General features: G+C 70.9%; 8 protein-coding genes and 11 pseudogenes. 15 read left to right on the top strand and 4 right to left on the bottom strand.

Annotated elements, in window-relative coordinates; genetic code table 11:
• The 3 pseudogenes from ACZ411_RS13655 to ACZ411_RS13645 all read left to right on the top strand — a co-directional run.
• Positions 1-183: pseudogene (locus ACZ411_RS13655) on the top strand (sugar ABC transporter permease); the annotation flags it as partial.
• Positions 183-1,168, top strand: a pseudogene (locus tag ACZ411_RS13650) (carbohydrate ABC transporter permease). The pseudogenes ACZ411_RS13655 and ACZ411_RS13650, both read left to right, overlap by 1 nt.
• A 123-nt stretch (positions 1,169-1,291) precedes the next feature.
• Positions 1,292-3,166, top strand: a pseudogene (locus tag ACZ411_RS13645) (ABC transporter ATP-binding protein); the annotation flags it as partial.
• Between the two features lie 104 nt (positions 3,167-3,270).
• Here the strand turns inward: ACZ411_RS13645 and ACZ411_RS13640 are convergent.
• Genes ACZ411_RS13640 through ACZ411_RS13630 form a run of 3 tightly spaced genes read right to left on the bottom strand, consistent with a single transcriptional unit; the run spans position 3,271 to position 4,783 of the window.
• Complete coding sequence (locus ACZ411_RS13640; protein WP_464171225.1) at positions 3,271-3,759, bottom strand: DUF305 domain-containing protein; 489 nt, start codon at positions 3,757-3,759, stop codon at positions 3,271-3,273.
• Entirely contained in the window at positions 3,717-3,986 is a 270-nt protein-coding gene (locus tag ACZ411_RS13635; protein WP_464171224.1) for a hypothetical protein, read from the bottom strand. Before ACZ411_RS13635 ends, ACZ411_RS13640 begins: the two co-directional genes overlap by 43 nt.
• A 53-nt stretch (positions 3,987-4,039) precedes the next feature.
• Positions 4,040-4,783, bottom strand: coding sequence for a DUF3105 domain-containing protein (locus ACZ411_RS13630; protein WP_464171223.1), 744 nt, complete (start codon positions 4,781-4,783; stop codon positions 4,040-4,042).
• 166 nt (positions 4,784-4,949) lie between these two features.
• Between ACZ411_RS13630 and ACZ411_RS13625 the strand changes: the two are divergent.
• A pseudogene (locus ACZ411_RS13625) lies at positions 4,950-6,315 on the top strand (cystathionine beta-synthase).
• A gap of 47 nt (positions 6,316-6,362) precedes the next feature.
• A pseudogene (locus ACZ411_RS13620) lies at positions 6,363-7,536 on the top strand (cystathionine gamma-synthase).
• 75 nt (positions 7,537-7,611) lie between these two features.
• Here the strand turns inward: ACZ411_RS13620 and ACZ411_RS13615 are convergent.
• Positions 7,612-8,376, bottom strand: coding sequence for an RNase H family protein (locus tag ACZ411_RS13615; protein WP_464171222.1), 765 nt, complete (start codon positions 8,374-8,376; stop codon positions 7,612-7,614).
• Positions 8,377-8,565: 189 nt separating this feature from the next.
• On the opposite strand from ACZ411_RS13615, the gene ACZ411_RS13610 reads away from it, so the two are divergent.
• From ACZ411_RS13610 to ACZ411_RS13565, 10 genes and pseudogenes are all read left to right on the top strand, one after another.
• Positions 8,566-9,588: a LacI family DNA-binding transcriptional regulator gene (locus ACZ411_RS13610; RefSeq protein WP_104290771.1), complete on the top strand. Its 1,023-nt coding sequence runs from the start codon at positions 8,566-8,568 to the stop codon at positions 9,586-9,588.
• Between the two features lie 179 nt (positions 9,589-9,767).
• Positions 9,768-11,488 (top strand): annotated as a pseudogene (gene araB / locus ACZ411_RS13605) (ribulokinase).
• A pseudogene (locus ACZ411_RS13600) lies at positions 11,485-12,201 on the top strand (class II aldolase/adducin family protein). Before araB ends, ACZ411_RS13600 begins: the two co-directional pseudogenes overlap by 4 nt.
• Positions 12,089-12,814, top strand: a complete 726-nt coding sequence (locus tag ACZ411_RS13595; RefSeq protein WP_464171232.1) for an L-arabinose isomerase family protein — start codon at positions 12,089-12,091, stop codon at positions 12,812-12,814. The pseudogene ACZ411_RS13600 and the gene ACZ411_RS13595 overlap by 113 nt, the downstream one beginning before the upstream one ends.
• 52 nt (positions 12,815-12,866) lie before the next feature.
• Positions 12,867-13,127: pseudogene (locus ACZ411_RS13590) on the top strand (L-arabinose isomerase family protein); the annotation flags it as partial.
• Between the two features lie 79 nt (positions 13,128-13,206).
• Positions 13,207-14,079 (top strand): hypothetical protein, encoded by an 873-nt coding sequence (locus tag ACZ411_RS13585; protein ID WP_464171231.1) that lies wholly within the window; start codon positions 13,207-13,209, stop codon positions 14,077-14,079.
• Positions 13,983-14,714, top strand: a pseudogene (locus ACZ411_RS13580) (substrate-binding domain-containing protein); the annotation flags it as partial. The gene ACZ411_RS13585 and the pseudogene ACZ411_RS13580, both read left to right, overlap by 97 nt.
• A 391-nt stretch (positions 14,715-15,105) precedes the next feature.
• Positions 15,106-16,636, top strand: a pseudogene (mmsA, locus tag ACZ411_RS13575) (multiple monosaccharide ABC transporter ATP-binding protein).
• 5 nt (positions 16,637-16,641) lie between these two features.
• Positions 16,642-17,842: pseudogene (mmsB, locus tag ACZ411_RS13570) on the top strand (multiple monosaccharide ABC transporter permease).
• 1,088 nt (positions 17,843-18,930) lie between these two features.
• Positions 18,931-19,110, top strand: a complete 180-nt coding sequence (locus ACZ411_RS13565; protein WP_464171221.1) for a hypothetical protein — start codon at positions 18,931-18,933, stop codon at positions 19,108-19,110.
• The last annotated feature ends 266 nt before the right edge of the window (positions 19,111-19,376 follow it).

The following is a 19,376-nucleotide window of genomic DNA, read 5'->3' as shown; positions in this document are numbered from 1 at the left end:
ATCGTCCGCACCATGACCGCGGGCAACTTCGAGACGAGCGTCATCGCCAACGAGATGTACACGCAGGCGTTCCGCGCCGGCGAGCAGGGCCGAGGGTCCGCCCTCGCGATCGTGCTGTTCCTCATGGTGCTGCCGATCGTCATCTACAACGTCCGCGTCATGAGCAAGCAGAAGGAGATCCGATGCAGCAATTCGCACCCCCCGACCTCCCGGTCGCCGACCGCGGGACCCGCCGCGGCGCCATCGAGCAGGCCGCATCGGTCGGCGCGAAGAGCCGTCGCGTCAAGAACCGCCTCACGTCGCGCCGCGCGACCGCCGCAGCCCTCATCATCGCGGTGCTCTGGAACGCCGCCGACCTTCGGGCTGTTCGTCTCCTCGTTCCGCCCGGCCGGCCTCATCCAGACCACCGGCTGGTGGACCATCTTCCAGAACCCGGGCTTCACGCTCGACAACTACCAGGACGTGCTGCTCTCGACGTCCCAGTCGTCGCCGCAGCTCGGCTCGTACTTCGTGAACTCGCTCGCCATCGCCATCCCGGCGACCCTGTTCCCGCTCGTCATCGCCTCCATGGCCGCGTACGCGTTCGCGTGGATCAAGTTCAAGGGCTTCGTTCGTGCTGATCTTCGCGCTGCAGATCGTGCCGCTGCAGATGGCGCTCATCCCGCTGCTGCAGATGTTCACGCGCACCCTGCGGCCGCTGCAGGAGGCCGTGCACTCGGTCATCCCGATCATCCCCGACCAGGGCTACCTGCCGGTGTGGGTGGCGCACACGATCTTCGCGCTGCCGCTCGCGATCTTCCTGCTGCACAACTTCATCTCGGAGATCCCGGGCGAGGTCATCGAGGCGGCCCGGGTCGACGGCGCGAGCCACGGCCAGGTGTTCTTCCGCATCGTGCTGCCGCTGGCCCTCCCGGCCATCGCGTCGTTCGCGATCTTCCAGTTCCTGTGGGTGTGGAACGACCTGCTCGTGGCGCTCATCTTCTCCGGCGGCACCGCGGACGTGGCGCCGCTCACGCAGCGCCTGGCGGAGCTCGACGGGGACGCGCGGCAGGACTGGCAGCGGCTCACCGCCGCCGCGTTCGTCTCGCTCATCGTGCCGCTCATCGTGTTCTTCAGCCTCCAGCGCTACTTCGTGCGCGGCCTGCTGGCGGGGTCCACGAAGGGCTGATCCGCCCGCGCGCCACCACGGCCCGGTCGTCCGCTCTACGCGGCGGCCGGGCCGTCGCCGTGCGCGCCGCGGGCGTGGTCGGGAGCGATCCCCCACGGGCGTAAAATCGCCGGAATGACGAGGATGGGCGACATCGCCGCGGGCGGCGGGATGCGTGGAGGCGGACGCCCCGGGGCGGGTGAGCGCGGCCGACGCCGACGCCCAGCGCGCGGCCAACGCCCAGGCGCCGAGGGTCGAGAACCTGCTCGGGCGCATCGCGGAGCTGTTCCGGCCGCACCGCCGCGCGCTGACGCTCACGGTCGTGCTCGTGCTCGTCGGCGCGGGTCCTCACGGTGGCCGCCGCTGCTCACGCAGCAGGCGTTCTACCGCTGCCTCTTCCCGCCCACGGGCGGCCCGGACATCCCGGTGCTCGTGGTAGCTCGTCTCCATCATGATCGTGGTGTGGGTCGCCGGCGCCGGGCTCGGCGTCTGGCAGACGTTCCTCACCGCCACCGTCGGCAACCGCGTCATGGGATCCATGCGCGTCGACCTGTTCCGGCACCTGCAGAGCATGGAGCTCGGCTTCTTCACGCGCACGAAGACCGGCGTCATCCAGTCGCGCCTCCAGAACGACGTGGGCGGCGTGGCCGCGGTCCTCACCAACACGGTCTCGAGCGTGCTCGGCAACACCGTCACCGTCATCGCGGCGCTCGCGGCGATGCTCGTGCTCAACTGGCAGCTGACCCTCGTCGCCGTCGTGCTCATGCCGGTCCTCGTGGTAGCGCAGCGCCGCGTCGGGCAGGTGCGCGCACGCATCGCGTCGCGGACGCAGGAGTCCCTGTCGGACATGACCGCGATCACCCAGGAGACCCTGTCGGTCTCGGGCATCCTGCTGTCCAAGCTTCAACCGCCAGGGCGCCGAGACCGAGCGCTACGAGGCCGAGAACCGCACGCAGATCCGGCTGCAGGTGAGCCAGCAGATGAGCGGGCAGTGGTTCTTCGCGCTCGTGCAGATCTTCCTCTCCATCATCCCGGCCATCGTCTACGTGGTCGCCGGGTTCCTCATCACGGGCGGCGTCAGCATCACGGCGGGCACGATCGTGGCGTTCACGACCGTGCAGGCGCGCCTCATGCGGCCGCTCATCGGCCTCATGCGGGTCGCGCTCGACCTGCAGACCTCGGGCGCCCTGTTCGCCCGCATCTTCGAGTACCTCGACCTCGAGCCCGCCATCCGCGACCGGCCGCGACGCCGCGTCCGGTGCCCGCCGGTCCCGCGCTCGGCCGCGTCGCGTTCGACGACGTGCGCTTCTCCTACCCGGACACGCGACCCGGCGAGCGGCCCACCCTCGACGGCATGTCGTTCGAGATCCAGCCCGGCCAGTTCGCGGCGTTCGTCGGCCCCTCGGGCGCCGGCAAGACCACCGTGTCGTACCTGATCCCGCGGTTCCACGACGTGACCGGCGGCCGGGTGCTGTTCTCCGGCGAGGACGTGCGCGCCCTCCAGCAGGAGTCGCTGCTGGAGAACATCGGCATCGTGAGCCAGGAGACGTACCTCTTCCACGCCACCATCGGCGAGAACCTGCGCTACGCCCGGCCGGGCGCCACGCAGGAGCAGGTCGAGCAGGCGGCCCGGGCGGCGAACATCCACCAGACCATCGAGTCGTTCCCCGACGGGTACGACACCCTGGTGGGGAGCGGGGCTACCGGCTCTCGGGCGGCGAGAAGCAGCGCATCGCGATCGCGCGCGTGCTGCTGAAGGACCCGGCCGTGCTCATCCTCGACGAGGCGACGAGCGCCCTGGACTCCATCTCGGAGCGCGTCGTGCAGCAGGCGCTCGACACGGCCTCCCGCGGCCGCACGACCATCGCCATCGCGCACCGGCTCTCCACCGTCGTCGACGCCGACGTCATCTTCGTGGTCGTGGCCGGCCGCATCGTGGAGCAGGGCACGCACGCGGAGCTGCTGGCACGCCGGGGCGAGTACGCGCGCCTCTACAGCGACCAGCGCACCGAGGCCGCCGAGCCGGCGCCCCTCCCCGACGACGGACCGCCCCTCCCCGCGACGACGGACCGCCCGCCCGCGAGGCGGACGGGCGGTCGGGCACACAGGGGCGCGACGCGCGGTCAGGACCGGGCGTCGAGGAGCTGCTGCATGTAGAGGATCTCCTTGTCCTGCACCGTGACCATGCCAGTGGCGAGGTCGGTGACGAGGGGGTTCCGCGACCGGTCGAGGAGGGCCTGGGCCATCTCCACGCCGCCGCGGTGGTGGGCGATCATGAGGGTGAGGTACTTCCTCTCGGCGTCCACGCCCGTGAGCCCCCGCAGCTCGTCGAGGTCGGCCTGCGACGCGAGGCCCGGCATGGTGGCGCCGGGGGTCATGTCCATCGACCCGTGATCGGTCCGGCCGTCGAGCGTGGGCAGGGTCATCCACGTCATGCGCGCCTGCGACGGCGCCTGGTCGAGGCCCCACGAGGTGAGGAACGCGTACATCTGGCCGGCCTGCTGCGACTGCGCCTGGGCGATGTCCTGCGCGATGAGCTTCACCTCGGGGTCGTCCGTGCGGTCGATGATCAGCAGCGACATCTGCACGGCCTGCTCGTGGTGCACCTGCATGTCGCGGAGAACCCCGCCTCCGCGCTGTTGGTGCTCGGCGTCAGGGCCGAGACGGGCGCGGTGACGCGGCCGACGAGCAGCCCGGCGACGACCAGGGCGACCGCCACGATGCCGGCGGCCAGGCCGATGCGGATGCGGCGTCCCCGGGCGCGCGCCTGGTCGCCGTGCGCGATGAGGCCCTCGAGCTCCTCCTCGCGGATGTCGTCGTCCGGGACGTGGTCGATCACCGCGTCCGCGTCACCGTCGCGCCCGGAGGCGTCGACCCCGCGATCCGCCACGATCAGCCGACCCGGCCCTCGCCCTCGAGCGCGCCGGTGCACGCGGCGCCGGCCTCGGGGGCGTCGGGGCTCTTCCAGTACTTGGCCATGAAGTCCTTGATGCGCTGGTCGTCGACCGAGTCGACCTTGACCTGCGCGCCCCAGGCGGAGAGGGCGATGGGGGTGTCGATGCCCTCGTAGGGGGACATGGTGACGTAGCCGCCGAACGACTCCGCGTACTTCTGCAGGTTCGAGAGGTCGTCGCCGGTGACCTGGTCGGCGTCGTAGGTGATCCACACGGCGCCGTGCTCGAGGTCGTGCACCGCGTTCTCGTTCGGCTGCGGCTGGTCGTAGACGCCGCAGTTCAGCCACATGGCGTTGTGCTCGCCACCGGCCGGCGGGCTCATGCCCTGGTACTTGGCCGCGTAGTCGACCGTGCCCTGCACGTGCGTGCTGGGGAGCGAGTCCCACGTCTGCAGGCCCTGGATGGTGATGTCGTCCGGATCCTGCTGCGGCGTGCCGCTGGAGACGACCACGCCGATGACGATCGCGACGACGGCGACCGCGGCCGCGGATCCCGTGATGATGCCGACGAGGCGGTTGCGACGCGCGCGGTCCTGCTGCTTCTTCAGCGCGGCCACCTTCTCGGCGCGGCGCGCCTCGCGCTGCTGCTTGACCGTGAGGTCCTTCTGGGCCTGCTTGGCGGTCGGCGGGACGGGCCGTCCGCTCGTGTCGCCGGAGGGCGTGGTGTCGTCGCGTCGCGCCACGGATGGTCCTTCTCTGCTGGGGGAACGTGGGGCCAGGGTAACGGTCGGGCCGGGCGCCCCCTGCTGGAGCGGACCGGCGCCCCCGTAACAGCGCGTGCGGGCGCGCCTACACTGGACGGGCGGTCCCGTCGGATCGCGCACCTCAGAGCCGGGAGCCCCACCTCACGTGAAGTACGCCGACACGATCCTCGACCTCATCGGGAACACCCCGCTCGTCAAGCTGAACCGGGTGGTCGAGGGCATCCAGGCGACCGTGCTGGTGAAGGTCGAGTACCTGAACCCCGGCGGCAGCGCCAAGGACCGCATCGCGACCCGCATCATCGACGCCGCCGAGCGCGACGGGAAGCTGCAGCCCGGCGGCACGATCGTCGAGCCCACGTCCGGCAACACCGGCGTCGGCCTCGCGCTCGTCGCCCAGCAGCGCGGCTACCGCTGCGTGTTCGTCCTGCCGGACAAGGTCGGGGAGGACAAGCGGAACGTCCTCACGGCGTACGGCGCCGAGATCGTCGTCACGCCCACCTCCGTGGCGCCCGACCACCCCGACTCCTACTACTCGGTGAGCGACCGGCTCGCGCGCGAGATCCCGGGCGCGTTCAAGCCCGACCAGTACTCCAACCCGAACGGGCCGCTCAGCCACTACGAGACCACGGGTCCGGAGATCTGGCGCGACACCGAGGGGGAGATCACCCACTTCGTGGCGGGCGTCGGGACCCGGCGGCACCATCAGCGGCGTCGGCCGGTACCTCAAGGAGGTGTCGGAGGGGCGCGTGCGCATCGTCGGCGCCGACCCCGAGGGCTCGGTGTACTCCGGCGGCACCGGCCGCCCGTACCTCGTCGAGGGCGTGGGGCAGGACTTCTGGCCGGCGGCCTACGACCCCGACGTGGTCGACGAGGTCATCGCGTCGAGCGACCAGGAGTCGTTCGACATGACGCTCCGGCTCGCGCGCGAGGAGGGGCTGCTCGTCGGCGGGTCGAGCGGCATGGCGGTCGTCTCCGCCCTCAAGGCCGCGAAGGACCTCGGCCCCGACGACGTCATGGTCGTCCTCCTGCCCGACGGCGGCCGCGGTTACCTCGGCAAGATCTTCAACGAGCGGTGGATGCGCTCCTACGGGTTCGCGAAGGTGTCCGGCGAGCGCACGGTCGCCGACGTGATGAGCGCGAAGACCGGCAGCCTGCCGGACCTCGTGCACGCGCACCCGAACGACACCATCCGCGACGCCATCCGCATCATGACCGAGTACGACGTCTCGCAGCTGCCGGTCCTCGCGGCTGAGCCCCCCGTCGTCATGGGCGAGGTGGCGGGTGCCGTGGACGAGCGCAGCCTGCTGGAGCTGGTGTTCAGCGGCCGCGCGCAGCTGTCCGACCAGGTGGGGCCGTTCGCCGGCGACGCCTTCGGCCTCATCGGCGTCAACGAGACGGTGCCCGAGGCGTGGCGCGCGCTCGGATCCGCCGACGCGCTCATGGTGACCGACGGCGGCAAGCCCGTCGGCGTCATCACCCGGCACGACCTCCTGACCTACCTCACCGACTGATCCGCCGGCCGAGGCCCGCGATCCCCCGACGCACAGAGACGAGCACCGTGAGCGACAAGCACGACTTCGACACCCGCGCGATCCACGCCGGGCAGGACCCGGATCCCACCACGGGCGCCGTGATCCCGCCCCTCTACCTGACGAGCACGTTCGTCCAGGACGGCATCGGCGGCCTCCGCGGCGGCTACGAGTACGCGCGGAGCGCCAACCCCACGCGCACCGGCCTGCAGGAGCTCCTCGCGTCGCTCGAGCGGGGCCGCCACGCGTTCTCGTTCGCCTCCGGCCTCGCGGCCGAGGACACCCTGTTGCGCGCGATCACCCGTCCGGGCGACCGCATCGTGCTGAGCGACGACGTGTACGGCGGCACCTACCGCCTGCTCACGCGCGTCCTGGGCGACTGGGGCGTCGTCGTGGAGACCGTCGACATGAGCGACCTCGCCGCGGTGGAGCGGGTCCTCGGGTCCGGCCCCGCGAAGGTCCTCTGGGTCGAGACGCCCAGCAACCCGCTCATGAAGATCAGCGACATCCGCGCGCTCGCCGACCTCGGGCACGCGGCCGGCGCCACCGTGGTCGTCGACAACACCTTCGCCTCGCCGTACCTGCAGCAGCCGCTCACGCTCGGCGCCGACGTGGTCGTGCACTCCACCACGAAGTACCTCGGCGGGCACTCCGACGTGCTCGGGGGCGCGCTGATCCTCGACGACGACGAGCTGGCGGAGAAGGTCGGCTTCCTGCAGTTCGCCGTCGGCGCCGTCTCCCGCCCCATGGACGCGTGGCTCACCACGCGGGGCATCAAGACCCTCGCCGTGCGCGTCGAGCGCCACTCCTCCAACGCGGAGGAGATCGCCGCGTTCCTGCAGCAGCACCCCGACGTGACGGTCGTGCACTACCCGGGCCTGCCCGAGCACCCGGGCCACGACATCGCGAAGTCGCGGATGCTCGGGCTTCGGCGGCATGATCTCGTTCCAGGTGCGCGGGGGAGCGAAGGCCGCGCGCCGCGTCGTGGAGGGGACCCGCGTCTTCCAGCTCGCGGAGTCGCTGGGCGGCGTCGAGTCGCTCATCAGCTACCCGTCCGAGATGACGCACGCGTCCGTCAAGGGCACCCCGCTGGAGGTGCCGGACGACCTCGTGCGCCTATCGGTCGGCATCGAGGCGGTCGAGGACCTCGTGGTCGACCTCGAGCGCGCGCTCGGCAAGGCGCTCAAGCAGGGCAAGCACTAGGCGCGGGGCACGGGCGGGGCGTCGGCGCGGATCCGTCCGCGCACCGACGCCCCTCCCGTGCGGCCGGTCGCCCGCTCAGGGGAGCAGGAGCCGCACGGCCTCGTCGACGCTCACGCCGCGGTCCCGCGCGTGGGCGCTGAGCCGGGCCATCGCGTCATGGTCGAGCGCGATCGTGAGGGCGGTGTCGCCGGGCTCCGGCGCCGCCTCCTCGTCGAACGCGTCGAAGTCGAACAGGCCGGGCTGCGCGGGGGCCTCCGCCTCCAGCTCCTCGGCGGCGGCGACGACGGGATCGGCCGCGCGCGCGGCGTCCGCCTCCACGGCCGCGGCCTCGGAGGCCGCGTCGGCGTCACCCGCGTCGGCCGGGTCGTCGGCGGCGTGACCGGCCCAGCCGGGCCCCGCCGGGATGGCGCTGCGGCCCTGGAAGGCGGTCGCCACGGCGCGTGCGCGCACGTCGGCGGCCTCGTTGAGCGGGTGGTTCGCGTGCCCCTTGACCCACTCGAAGCGGTAGCGCCGGCCCTGGATCTCGGCGTCGATCTCCTTGAGCAGCTCCACGTTGAGCACCGGCTTGCCGTCGCCCTTCCGCCAGCCCTTGCGCTTCCACCCGGGCATCCACTTCGTCACCGAGTTGATGACGTACTGGCTGTCGCAGAGCACGAGGAGGTCGTCGTCGAGGTGGGCGGTCGCGCGGAACAGCTCGAGCACGGCCTTGAGCTCGCCCTGGTTGTTCGTGGCGTGCGCCCAGCCGCCCGCGGCCCAGTGCTCGTCGTCGACGTACCAGGCCCATCCGGCGGGGCCGGGGTTGCCGAGCGCGGATCCGTCTGCCGCGGCGGTGATCGTCACAGGTGGTGCCTCTCGTCGGTGGACGACCAGTCTGCCGCAGGGCGACGACCCGCCACGCCGCGCGTCCCGTGGGCCGGCTCGACCGTCGCAGGCACTCGTCATCCCGCGTGTGACTGTCACATGTGACAATGTGACAGCTGCGCCGCACGGCGCCGCAGGGGCACGGGCCCCGCACGAGGACGAGGGTCGATGATGACGACGGAGACGCCGCGCGGACGCGCGCCCAGCATCCGCGACGTCGCGCGCCTCGCCGGCGTCTCGCACCAGACCGTCTCCCGCGTGCTCAACGACTCGCCCTCCCTGCGCGCCGAGACCCGCCAGCGCGTGCTCGACGTGATGGAGCAGGTGCAGTACCGGCCGAACCGCGCCGCCCGTGCGCTCGTCACGAGCCGCTCGCGCACCATCGGGGTCCTCACCTCGCAGAGCTCGCAGTACGGGCCGGCCTCCTCGATCGCGGCCATCGAGGCGGCGGCGCGCGAGGCCGGGTACCTGGTCACGACCACGAACCTCGCGTCGTCCGACGAGGCCGCGATCCAGGTCGCGCTCGGCCACCTCGTGGAGCAGGCCGTGGAGGGGCTCGTGGTCGTCGCGCCCCAGGTCCGCGTCCGCGAGGTCATCGCCAGCATGTCGCTCGACGTGCCGTACGTGACCATGCAGAGCGACGGCCTCGGGGACGCGCATGCGCTCTCCGTCGACCAGATCGCCGGTGCCCGGCTCGCCACGCGCCACCTGCTGGACCTCGGCCACCGGGACATCTACCACCTCGCCGGCCCCCAGGACTGGATCGAGGCGGAGGCGCGCATGCGCGGCTTCCTCGATGCGATGTCGGCGGCCGACGTGCCCACCACGGCGCCGATCCTCGGCGACTGGACCGCGGAGTTCGGCTACTACGCGGGCCGGGAGATGCTGCGCCTCCGCGACTTCACCGCGATCTTCTCCAGCAACGACCAGATGGCGCTCGGCCTCATCCACGCCGTCCGCGACGCCGGGCTCGACGTGCCGCGGGACGTCAGCATCGTCGGCTTCGACGACATCCCCGAGGCGGCGCACTTCTGGCCGCCACTCACGACGGTGCGCCAGGACTTCGCCGAGGTCGGGCGCCGCTCGGTGGCTCTCCTGCTCGACGGGATGGGCGGCTCGGGCGACCGCTACAGCGGCACGATCATGCCCGAGCTCGTCGTCCGGGCGTCCACGGGACCGCCCTCGTCCTGACCGCCGGGCGACCGGCAGGCTCCCGATCCGGGCCGCCGCCACCCCATTCCGAGGGGTCCGGCCGTCTCGGCTTGACAGGTCGATCGTCCGGGTGTGAGAGTGACATCCGCCGATGTGACCGTTCACATCCCGCGCGGCCTTCCCGGGCCGCACTGCATCAGACGGAAGGAGTCGATCCCGTGCCCAGTGCCCCTGCCCCCCGCGATGCCGAGGCCGGCCAGGCTCCGCAGAGCGAGAGCGCTCCGCGGTCCGAGCAGTACGTCATCGGGGTCGACTACGGCACCCTCTCGGCCGCGCCGTCGTCGTGCGCGTATCGGACGGCGTCGAGCTCGGATCCGGCGTCCTCGACTACCCGCACGCGGTCATGGACGACACGCTCGCCGCGACCGGCGCGCAGCTCCCGCCCGAGTGGGCCCTGCAGGTGCCGAGCGACTACGTCGACGTCCTGAAGCAGGCGGTTCCCGCCGCCATCCGCGAGGCCGGCATCGACCCCGCCCGCGTCATCGGCATCGGCACCGACTTCACGGCCTGCACCATGGTCCCCACCCTCGCCGACGGCACGCCGCTCAACGAGGTCGAGGGCTTCGCCGACCGCCCCCACGCCTACGTCAAGCTCTGGAAGCACCACGCCGCGCAGTCGCACGCCGACCGCATCAACGCGCTGGCCGAGGAGCGCGGCGAGAAGTGGCTCGCCCGCTACGGCGGCCTCATCTCGAGCGAGTGGGAGTTCGCCAAGGGCCTCCAGCTCCTCGAGGAGGACCCCGAGCTCTACGGCCTCATGGACCACTGGGTCGAGGCGGCCGACTGGATCGTGTGGCAGCTCACCGGCTCCTATGTCCGGAACGCCTGCACCGCCGGCTACAAGGGCATCCTGCAGGACGGCGAGTACCCCACCCGCGAGTTCCTCGGGGCGCTCAACCCGGACTTCGCCTCCTTCGCCGAGGACAAGGTCGCCCACGAGATCGGCCAGCTCGGCTCCGCGGCCGGCACCCTGTCGGCCGAGGCCGCCGCCTGGACGGGCCTCCCGGAGGGCATCGCGGTCGCGGTCGGCAACGTCGACGCGCACGTGACCGCCCCCGTCGCCCGCGCGGTCGAGCCCGGCCAGATGGTCGCCATCATGGGCACGAGCACCTGCCACGTGATGAACAGCGACGTGCTCACCGAGGTCCCCGGCATGTGCGGCGTGGTCGACGGCGGCATCGTCTCGGGCCTCTACGGCTACGAGGCCGGCCAGTCCGGCGTGGGCGACATCTTCGCCTGGTACGTCAAGAACCAGGTCCCGGCGCGCTACGCCGAGGAGGCCGCCGCGGCCGGCAAGAGCGTGCACCAGCACCTCACCGACCTCGCGGCCGACCAGCCCGTCGGCGGCCACGGGCTCGTCGCGCTCGACTGGCACTCCGGCAACCGCTCGGTCCTCGTCGACCACGAGCTCTCCGGCCTCGTCGTCGGCACGACGCTCACCACCCGCACCGAGGAGGTCTACCGGGCGCTGCTCGAGGCCACCGCGTTCGGCACCCGCAAGATCGTCGAGACGTTCGGCGCCTCGGGCGTCCCCGTCACCGAGTTCATCGTGGCGGGCGGCCTGCTGAAGAACGCGTTCCTCATGCAGGCGTACAGCGACATCCTCCGCCTCCCCATCTCGGTCATCACCAGCGAGCAGGGCCCCGCGCTGGGCTCCGCGATCCACGCGGCCGTGGCTGCCGGCGCCTACCCCGACGTCCGCGTCGCGGGCGACGCCATGGGCAAGGTCGAGCGCGGCCGCTACCAGCCGGACGAGGAGCGGTCGCTCGCCTACGACCGCCTGTACGAGGAGTACTCGACGCTGCACGACTGCTTCGGTCGCGGCGCCAACGACGTCATGAAGCGCCTCAAGTCGCTGAAGAGGGAGGCCCGCGCGTGAGCGCCTACGCACCCGAGATCGAGGCCGCGGTCGCCCGCGTCCGCGCCCCGGAGGTCTCCCGCCTGCACGCGGAGCTCGTGCGCTACGGGCTCGTGGTCTGGACCGGCGGCAACGTCTCCGGACGCGTCCCCGGCGCCGACCTCTTCGTGATCAAGCCGTCCGGCGTGAGCTACGACGACCTGAGCCCCGAGAACATGATCCTCTGCGACCTCGACGGCAACGTCATCCCGGACACCCCGGGCTCCCGCAACGCGCCCTCGAGCGACACGGCGGCGCACGCGTACGTCTACCGCAACATGCCCGAGGTGGGCGGCGTGGTCCACGCGCGCTCCCCACCTACGCGGTGGCGTGCGGGCGGCCCGTCGCGAGCCCATCCCGGCGCGTGATCACCGCCATGGCCGACGAGTTCGGCGGCGAGATCCCCTGTCGGCCCGTTCGCCATCATCGGCGACGACTCGATCGGCCGCGGCATCGTGGAGACCCTCACCGGCCACCGCTCCCGCGCCGTGCTGATGGCGGGCCACGGCCCGTTCACCATCGGCAAGGACGCGAAGGACGCCGGTGAAGGCGGCCGTCATGGTCGAGGACGTGGCGCGCACCGTGCACATCTCCCGCCAGCTGGGCGAGCCGACCCCCTCCCCGTGGAGGCCGTCGACTCCCTGTTCGACCGCTACCAGAACGTCTACGGGGACAAGCACCCCAAGGAGCCCTGAGAGTGAGCCGCATCACCACGTCCCTCGACCACTACGAGGTCTGGTCCTCACCGGCAGCCAGAACCTGTACGGCGAGGAGACCCTCCAGCAGGTCGCCGAGCAGTCGCAGGAGATCGCCCGGCAGCTCGAGGAGGCGTCGGACGTCCCCGTCCGTGTCGTGTGGAAGCCCGTCCTCAGGGACTCCGACAGCATCCGCCGCATGGCCCTCGAGGCCAACGCGAGCGACCGCACCATCGGCCTCATAGCCTGGATGCACACGTTCAGCCCCGCGAAGATGTGGATCCAGGGCCTCGACGCCCTCCAGAAGCCGTTCCTGCACCTGCACACGCAGGCCAACGTCGCGCTGCCCTGGAGCAGCATCGACATGGACTTCATGAACCTCAACCAGGCGGCGCACGGCGACCGCGAGTTCGGCTACATCCAGTCGCGGCTCGGCGTCACCCGCAAGACCGTCGTCGGCCACGTCAGCACCGAGTCCGTCCGCACGAGCATCGCCACCTGGATGCGCGCCGCCGCCGGCTGGGCCGCCGTGCACGAGCTCAAGGTCGCCCGCTTCGGCGACAACATGCGCTACGTCGCCGTCACCGAGGGCGACAGACGGAGGCCGAGCTGAAGTTCGGCGTCAGCGTCAACACCTGGGGCGTCAACGACCTCGGCTCCAGCGCGTGGACGCGGCGACCGACGCCGAGATCGACGCGCTGGTCGACGAGTACGAGGAGCTCTACGACATCGCTCCCGAGCTGCGGCGCGGCGCCGAGCGCCACGAGTCGCTCCGCTACGGCGCGGCCATCGAGGTCGGGCTCCGCTCGTTCCTCGAGGAGGGCGGCTTCGGCGCCTTCACCACGAGCTTCGAGGACCTCGGCGGGCTCCGCCAGCTCCCCGGCCTCGCGGTCCAGCGCCTCATGGCCGAGGGGTACGGCTTCGGCGCCGAGGGCGACTGGAAGACGGCCGTCCTCATCCGCGCGGCGAAGGTTATGGGCGCGGGCCTCCCCGGCGGCGAGCCTCATGGAGGACGGCACCGACCACCTCGTCCCGGGCGAGGAAGAAGATCCTCGGTGCCCACATGCTCAGGTCTGCCTGATGCTCACCACGAGCCGTCCGAGCCTCGAGATCCACCCGCTCGGCATCGGGGGCCGCGAGGACCCGGTGCGCCTCGTCTTCGACACCGACCCCTGCCCCGCGGTCGTCGTCGCCATGTCGGACATGCGCGACCGCTTCCGCATCGTCGCCAACGTCGTGGAGGTCGTGCCGCTCGACGAGCCCCTCCCGAACCTGCCCGTCGCCCGTGCCGTGTGGAAGCCCGCACCGGACTTCGCGACGAGCGCCGCGGCCTGGCTCACCGCAGGGGCCGCCCACCACACGGTCATGAGCACGCAGCTCGGCGTCGAGGTCTTCGAGGACTTCGCCGAGATCGCGCGCACGGAGCTCCTCGTCATCGACGAGGACACGACCCTCAAGGGTTTCACCAAGGAAGTCCGCTGGAACCAGGCGTACCACCGCCTGGCCCAGGGCCTGTACACCGACACCAGGCCCGGACCCGGCGCAGATGCCGGATCCGCGTCTCACAGCAGCAGTACGAAAGGACACGACCGTGAAGATGAGCAAGGTCCTCGTCGGCATCGCCGCCACGAGCATCGCCCTCTCCCTCGCCGCCTGCTCCGGCGGCGGCGGAGGCGGCGGCGGCGCCGCCGCCGACGGCGAAGGCGAACCCCGCCGACACCCTCGTCGGCGTCGCCATGCCGACCAAGACCAGCGAGCGCTGGGTCGACGACGGCAACAACGTGCAGAAGCAGCTCACCGACCTGGGCTACCAGGTCGACCTGCAGTACGCGAACGACAAGGTCCAGGACCAGATCTCGCAGATCGAGACGATGCTGAACAAGGGCGCCAAGGCCCTCATCGTCGCCTCGATCGACGGCACCGCGCTGACCCAGGTCCTCAAGACCGCGGCCGACGACGGCGTCAAGGTCATCGCGTACGACCGCCTGATCAACGGCACCGAGGACGTCGACTACTACACGACGTTCGACAACCAGCAGGTCGGCGTGCTCCAGGGCAACTCCCTCCTGCAGGGCATGGGCCTCGTCGACGCCGACGGCAACAGCACCGGCAGCACCGAGAAGAAGACCATCGAGATCTTCGCGGGCAGCCCGGACGACAACAACGCGCTGTTCTTCTACGACGGCGCGATGTCGGTCCTCAAGCCGTTCCTCGACTCGGGCCAGGTCACGATCGGCTCCGGCCAGTCGGAGTTCAGCCAGGTCGCGATCCAGCAGTGGAAGCTCGAGGGCGCCCAGGCGCGCATGGAGAACCTCCTCAGCGGCTCGTACGGCGGCGGCCAGCAGCTCGACGGCGTGCTCTCGCCCTACGACGGCCTGTCGCGCGGCGTGATCAACGCCCTGCGCTCGAGCGGCACGGCGGACGACGCCATGCCGATCATCACGGGCCAGGACGGCGAGAAGGCGTCCGACAAGCTCATCCTCGACGGCGTCCAGTACTCGACGATCTTCAAGGACACGCGCCTCCTCGGCGCCGAGGCCGTCACCATGGTCGACGACCTGCTGAAGGGCGAGACCCCGGACGCGCCCGACACCAACCACAACAAGGTGAAGGACGTCCCGACCAAGCAGTTCCCCCCGGTCACCGTCACGAAGGACAACCTCATCGAGGTCATCGTCGACAGCGGCTACTACACGCAGGACGAGATCGACAAGGGCGAGCAGCCGCACCCGCACCGCACGAAGCGCGGTGCACCCCGGCCGGTCGACGCTCGCGTCGACCGGCCTCCCCCGGCTCGGGCCGGCCGTGCACCACGGCCGGCCCCAGCCCCGGGCGGCGCTCACCCGCCGCCCGGAGCACCACCGCCGGGCACCCGGCACCACCATCCACAAAGCGAGGCAGGCCATGGCCAACCACATTCTCGAGATGCGCGGCATCACCAAGACGTTCCCCGGCGTGGGCCTGCAGGACGTCAATCTCGAGGTCACGCGCGGCACGTGCCACGCGATCTGCGGCGAGAACGGCGCCGGGAAGTCGACCCTCATGAAGGTCCTCTCCGGCGTGTACCCCGCGGGCTGCCTGCGACGGCGACATCGTCCTCGAGGACGAGGTCGTCGAGTTTCTCCGACATCCGCGACAGCGAGAAGTCGGGCGTGGTGATCATCCACCAGGAGCTCGCGCTCAGCCCCTACCTCTCCATCGCGGAGAACATCTTCCTCGGCAACGAGATCTCCAAGGGCGGCTTCATCGACTGGAACGCCACCAACCTCGAGGCCGCGAAGCTCCTCGCCCGCGTCGGGCTGAACGACAACCCGGCGACGCGGATCGCCGACATCGGCGTCGGCAAGCGGCCGCTCGTGGAGATCGCGAAGGCGCTCTCGAAGGAGGTGAAGCTCCTCATCCTCGACGAGCCCACCGCCGCGCTCAACGACGAGGACTCCGCCCACCTGCTCGACCTGATCAAGCACCTCAAGGGCCAGGGCATCACGAGCATCATCATCAGCCACAAGCTGAACGAGATCAAGGCGATCGCCGACGCGGTGACGATCATCCGCGACGGCAAGACCATCGAGACCCTCGACCTCGAGCGCGACTCCATCAGCGAGGAGCGCATCATCAAGGGCATGGTCGGCCGCGACCTGCAGAGCCGCTACCCCGACCGCACCCCGGACATCGGCGAGGAGGTGCTGCGCATCGAGGACTGGACGGTCCACCACCCGCAGGAGCACTCCCGCGTCGTCGTGGACCACGCGAACCTCGACGTCCGCGCGGGTGAGGTCGTCGGCATCGCCGGCCTCATGGGCGCCGGCCGCACCGAGCTCGCGATGAGCGTCTTCGGCCGCTCCTACGGCGCCAACATCTCCGGGAAGCTGTACAAGCACGGCAAGGAGATCACCGCGCGCACGGTGGGGGAGGCCATCAAGAACGGCCTCGCGTACGCCACCGAGGACCGCAAGCACTACGGCCTCAACCTCATCGACGACATCAAGCGCAACGTCCTCGGGCGCGGCGCTCGAGAAGCTGGCCAAGGCCGGCTGGGTCGACGCGAACGAGGAGTACGTGGTGGCCGACGGCTACCGCAAGTCCATGAACATCAAGGCGCCGAGCGTCGGGTCCGTCGCCGGGAAGCTCTCCGGCGGGAACCAGCAGAAGGTCGTCCTGTCGAAGTGGATGTTCTCCGACCCGGACGCGCTGATCCTCGACGAGCCCACCCGCGGCATCGACGTCGGCGCGAAGTACGAGATCTACACGATCATCAACTCGCTCGCCGCGCAGGGCAAGGCCGTCATCGTCATCTCCAGCGAGCTGCCCGAGCTGCTCGGCATCCGCGACCGCATCTACGCCCTCTCCGCCGGGCGGATCACGGGCCAGCTCCCCGATCGCCGAGGCGACCCCCGAGAGCCTCATGACCTACATGACCAAGGAAAAGGAATAGTCACCATGTCCAGTCTCAGCACAGTGGCGGGATTCCTCGTCAGCCGCCTCCGGCAGATCGGCATCTTCATCGCGCTGGTCGCCATCGTGGTGCTGTTCCAGATCCTGACCGACGGGACGCTCCTCGAGCCCCGCAACGTCACCAGCATCGTCGTCCAGAACGCGTACAGCATCCTGCATCCTCGCGATCGGCATGGTGATGATCATCATCGCCGGCCACATCGACCTGTCGGTCGGGTCGGTCGTGGCACTGGTCGGCGCCGTCTCCGGCGTGTTCGCCGTCAACTGGGGCTGGCCCTGGTGGGCGTCGATCATCGCGAGCCTCGTGGTCGGCGGCCTCATCGGCGCCTGGCAGGGCTTCTGGGTGGCGTACGTCGGGATCCCCGCGTTCATCGTGACCCTCGCGGGCATGCTGACGTTCCGCGGCCTCGCCCAGATCGTCCTCGACAACCGCCCCATCACGCGCCGTTCCCGGACGAGTACGTCGCGGTCGGCGCCGGCTTCCTGCCCGACCCCTCGGACGGCACGTCGTACCTGGAGTGGGTCACCGTCACCCTCGGCGCCCTCGCGGCCGTGTTCCTCGTCGCCCAGCAGCTCCGCGAGCGCCGTGCCCGCGTGAAGCTGAACCTCGAGGACGAGCCCTTCGCCTGGTTCATCACGAAGCTCGCCTTCATCGCGGTCCTCGTGCTCGGCATCACGTACCTGCTCGCCAGCTACCAGGGCACGCCGATCGTGCTGGTCATCCTCGCGGTGCTGGTGCTCGTCTACACGGCGGTGATGAACCGCAGCATCTTCGGCCGTCACATCTACGCCCGAGGCGGCAACCTCAACGCCGCGCAGCTGTCCGGCATCAACACGAAGCGCGTGGACTTCCTGCTCTTCGTCAACATGGGCTTCCTCGCCGCCCTCGCGGGCATCGCCTTTCCTCACCGCCCGCAGCAACTCGGCCCTCCCGGGCGCCGGCAACGGCTTCGAGCTCGACGCCATCGCCGCGGTGTTCATCGGCGCCGCGGCAACGTGACCGGCGGCATCGGCGCCGTGACCCGGGCCATGGTCGGTGGTCTACATCATGGGCGTGCTGAACAACGGAATGTCGCTGCTCGGCCTCGGCACGGAGTACCAGTCGCTCATCAAGGGCCTCGTGCTCCTGCTGGCCGTCGCGTTCGACGTGTTCAACAAGAGCCGCGGAGCCAAGTCCGCGACCTGATCCACCCGCATGACCTGCGCTCCGGCGCGCCACGAGGGGCCCGGCATCCGAGAGGATGCCGGGCCCCTCGTCGTCGTCGGCGCGCGGGCGACATTGGCCTGCCGGAGAGGAGGTCGGAGGAGCCCCGCGTGATGTGGAGAACCGCCTCGCCCAACTCTCCGTGCCCGATACGTTGAGGGTATGATCTGGAAATCGAGCAAGGCGATGGTGGCCGGACGCAGGGGCCTCCAAGAGGGGCGTACGTCGCAGCGGGCGGCGACGCATGGAAGCGGGCGGTGCGGTGGTGATGCTCGCCCTCGCCGCGTCCGTCGCGTCCGTGACCCCGGCGCAAGCTCGCGACGCGGTCGTCGACTCGGGCGGCAGGGCGCTCGGCGCGAGCTCTGATGGAGTTCCGAGCCGGGAGCATCGAGCCCCGCTTCGAGGAGCGTGGTGGCGAGGAGCTGGAGGTCTACGAGGCGCCGGACGGCACGACGTTCACGTTCGCGCGGCCGGCGGCTGGGGATCCTGCTGTCTCCGGCTCATTGATCGGTGGCGGCTACGGCGGGCAGGGGCTGTACATCAGCCTTGAACTCCACCGACCAGGCCGCGATCGCAGCGGGCGCCGGGTACGCCGTGGGTGCGGCCATATGCGCCGTTCCCGCCGTCGGGCAGGCTGCGTGCGTGGCCGTCGGTGCCGTCATCGCCGCCGCTACGGTCTACATCTCTGAGAACGGCGTCTGCGGCAGCGGGGCGGTGGGGAGCTCCTGCATCTACCTGCAGCTGTTGGGACATCCCGAGTGCCGGTAGGGGGAGGGCGTCGCCGATGAGCGCAGACGAGTACCGGCGAGTTGCACGGACATGCGGCGGGCCGTACATCGAGGAGGAGATGATGCAGAAGCGCATCGTGTGGACAACGGTCATCGCGACGATCCTGGTGACCGCATCCGCGTGGCGTGTCGTCGACCAGGGCGGTGACCCGGTCAGGGCGGCCGTCGTCGCGGCCGTCTCGATGGCAGGACCCGTCACGGTCCTGGTCGTGAGACGCAGGAGGGCGCGTCGTGGGGCCGACGAGGGAGAGCACGCGCTGGCGGCGGGAGGTGCAGAGCCGGGTGCTCCGCGACACCCTGGTGGTGCTGACGGTCGCGATCCTCATCGGCGTCGTCCAGCCCGGCATCAGCGCCGCGCTCATGGCGTGCGGGGTGCTCCTGGTCGCCCTCGCGGACTTCCGGCTGCGGTACTCCCACGCTCGCCGCACGCGTCGAGCCCTCCCGGCCGAAGCCCGGTCATGACCTCGGGACCCGGCCGACCGCGTCATCGGACGTCCACTCCGGTCCTGGTCTTCGTGTGGGTCCTCGCGTGCGGGATCGTCGTCGGGTTCGCCGTCATCGTCGCGCGTGACTCCGGGAGGGAGCTCGCCGCGGTCCTCGGCGGCCCCCTCGTGATCCTCTCCGCGGGCCTCGGCACGACGATCGCGACGCGCAGACGACGAGAGCCGCCCCCGTGATCCAGGGAGCGGCTCTCGTGCGGTGCGATGCGGTGCGGCCGTGCCGCGGGC

Source organism: Clavibacter sp. AC415, from assembly GCF_979252985.1.
Note: the sequence above shows the minus strand (reverse complement) of the source record. Positions and strands in the feature narration are given on the sequence as shown.

Bases quoted from the DNA above. Each gene is read 5' to 3' on its own strand.
- ACZ411_RS13585 (WP_464171231.1), top strand. From the start codon at position 13,207: ATGGAGGACGGCACCGACCACCTCGTCCCGGGCGAGGAAGAAGATCCT.
- ACZ411_RS13610 (WP_104290771.1), top strand. From the start codon at position 8,566: ATGATGACGACGGAGACGCCGCGCGGACGCGCGCCCAGCATCCGCGAC.
- ACZ411_RS13640 (WP_464171225.1), bottom strand. From the start codon at position 3,759: ATGCAGGTGCACCACGAGCAGGCCGTGCAGATGTCGCTGCTGATCATC.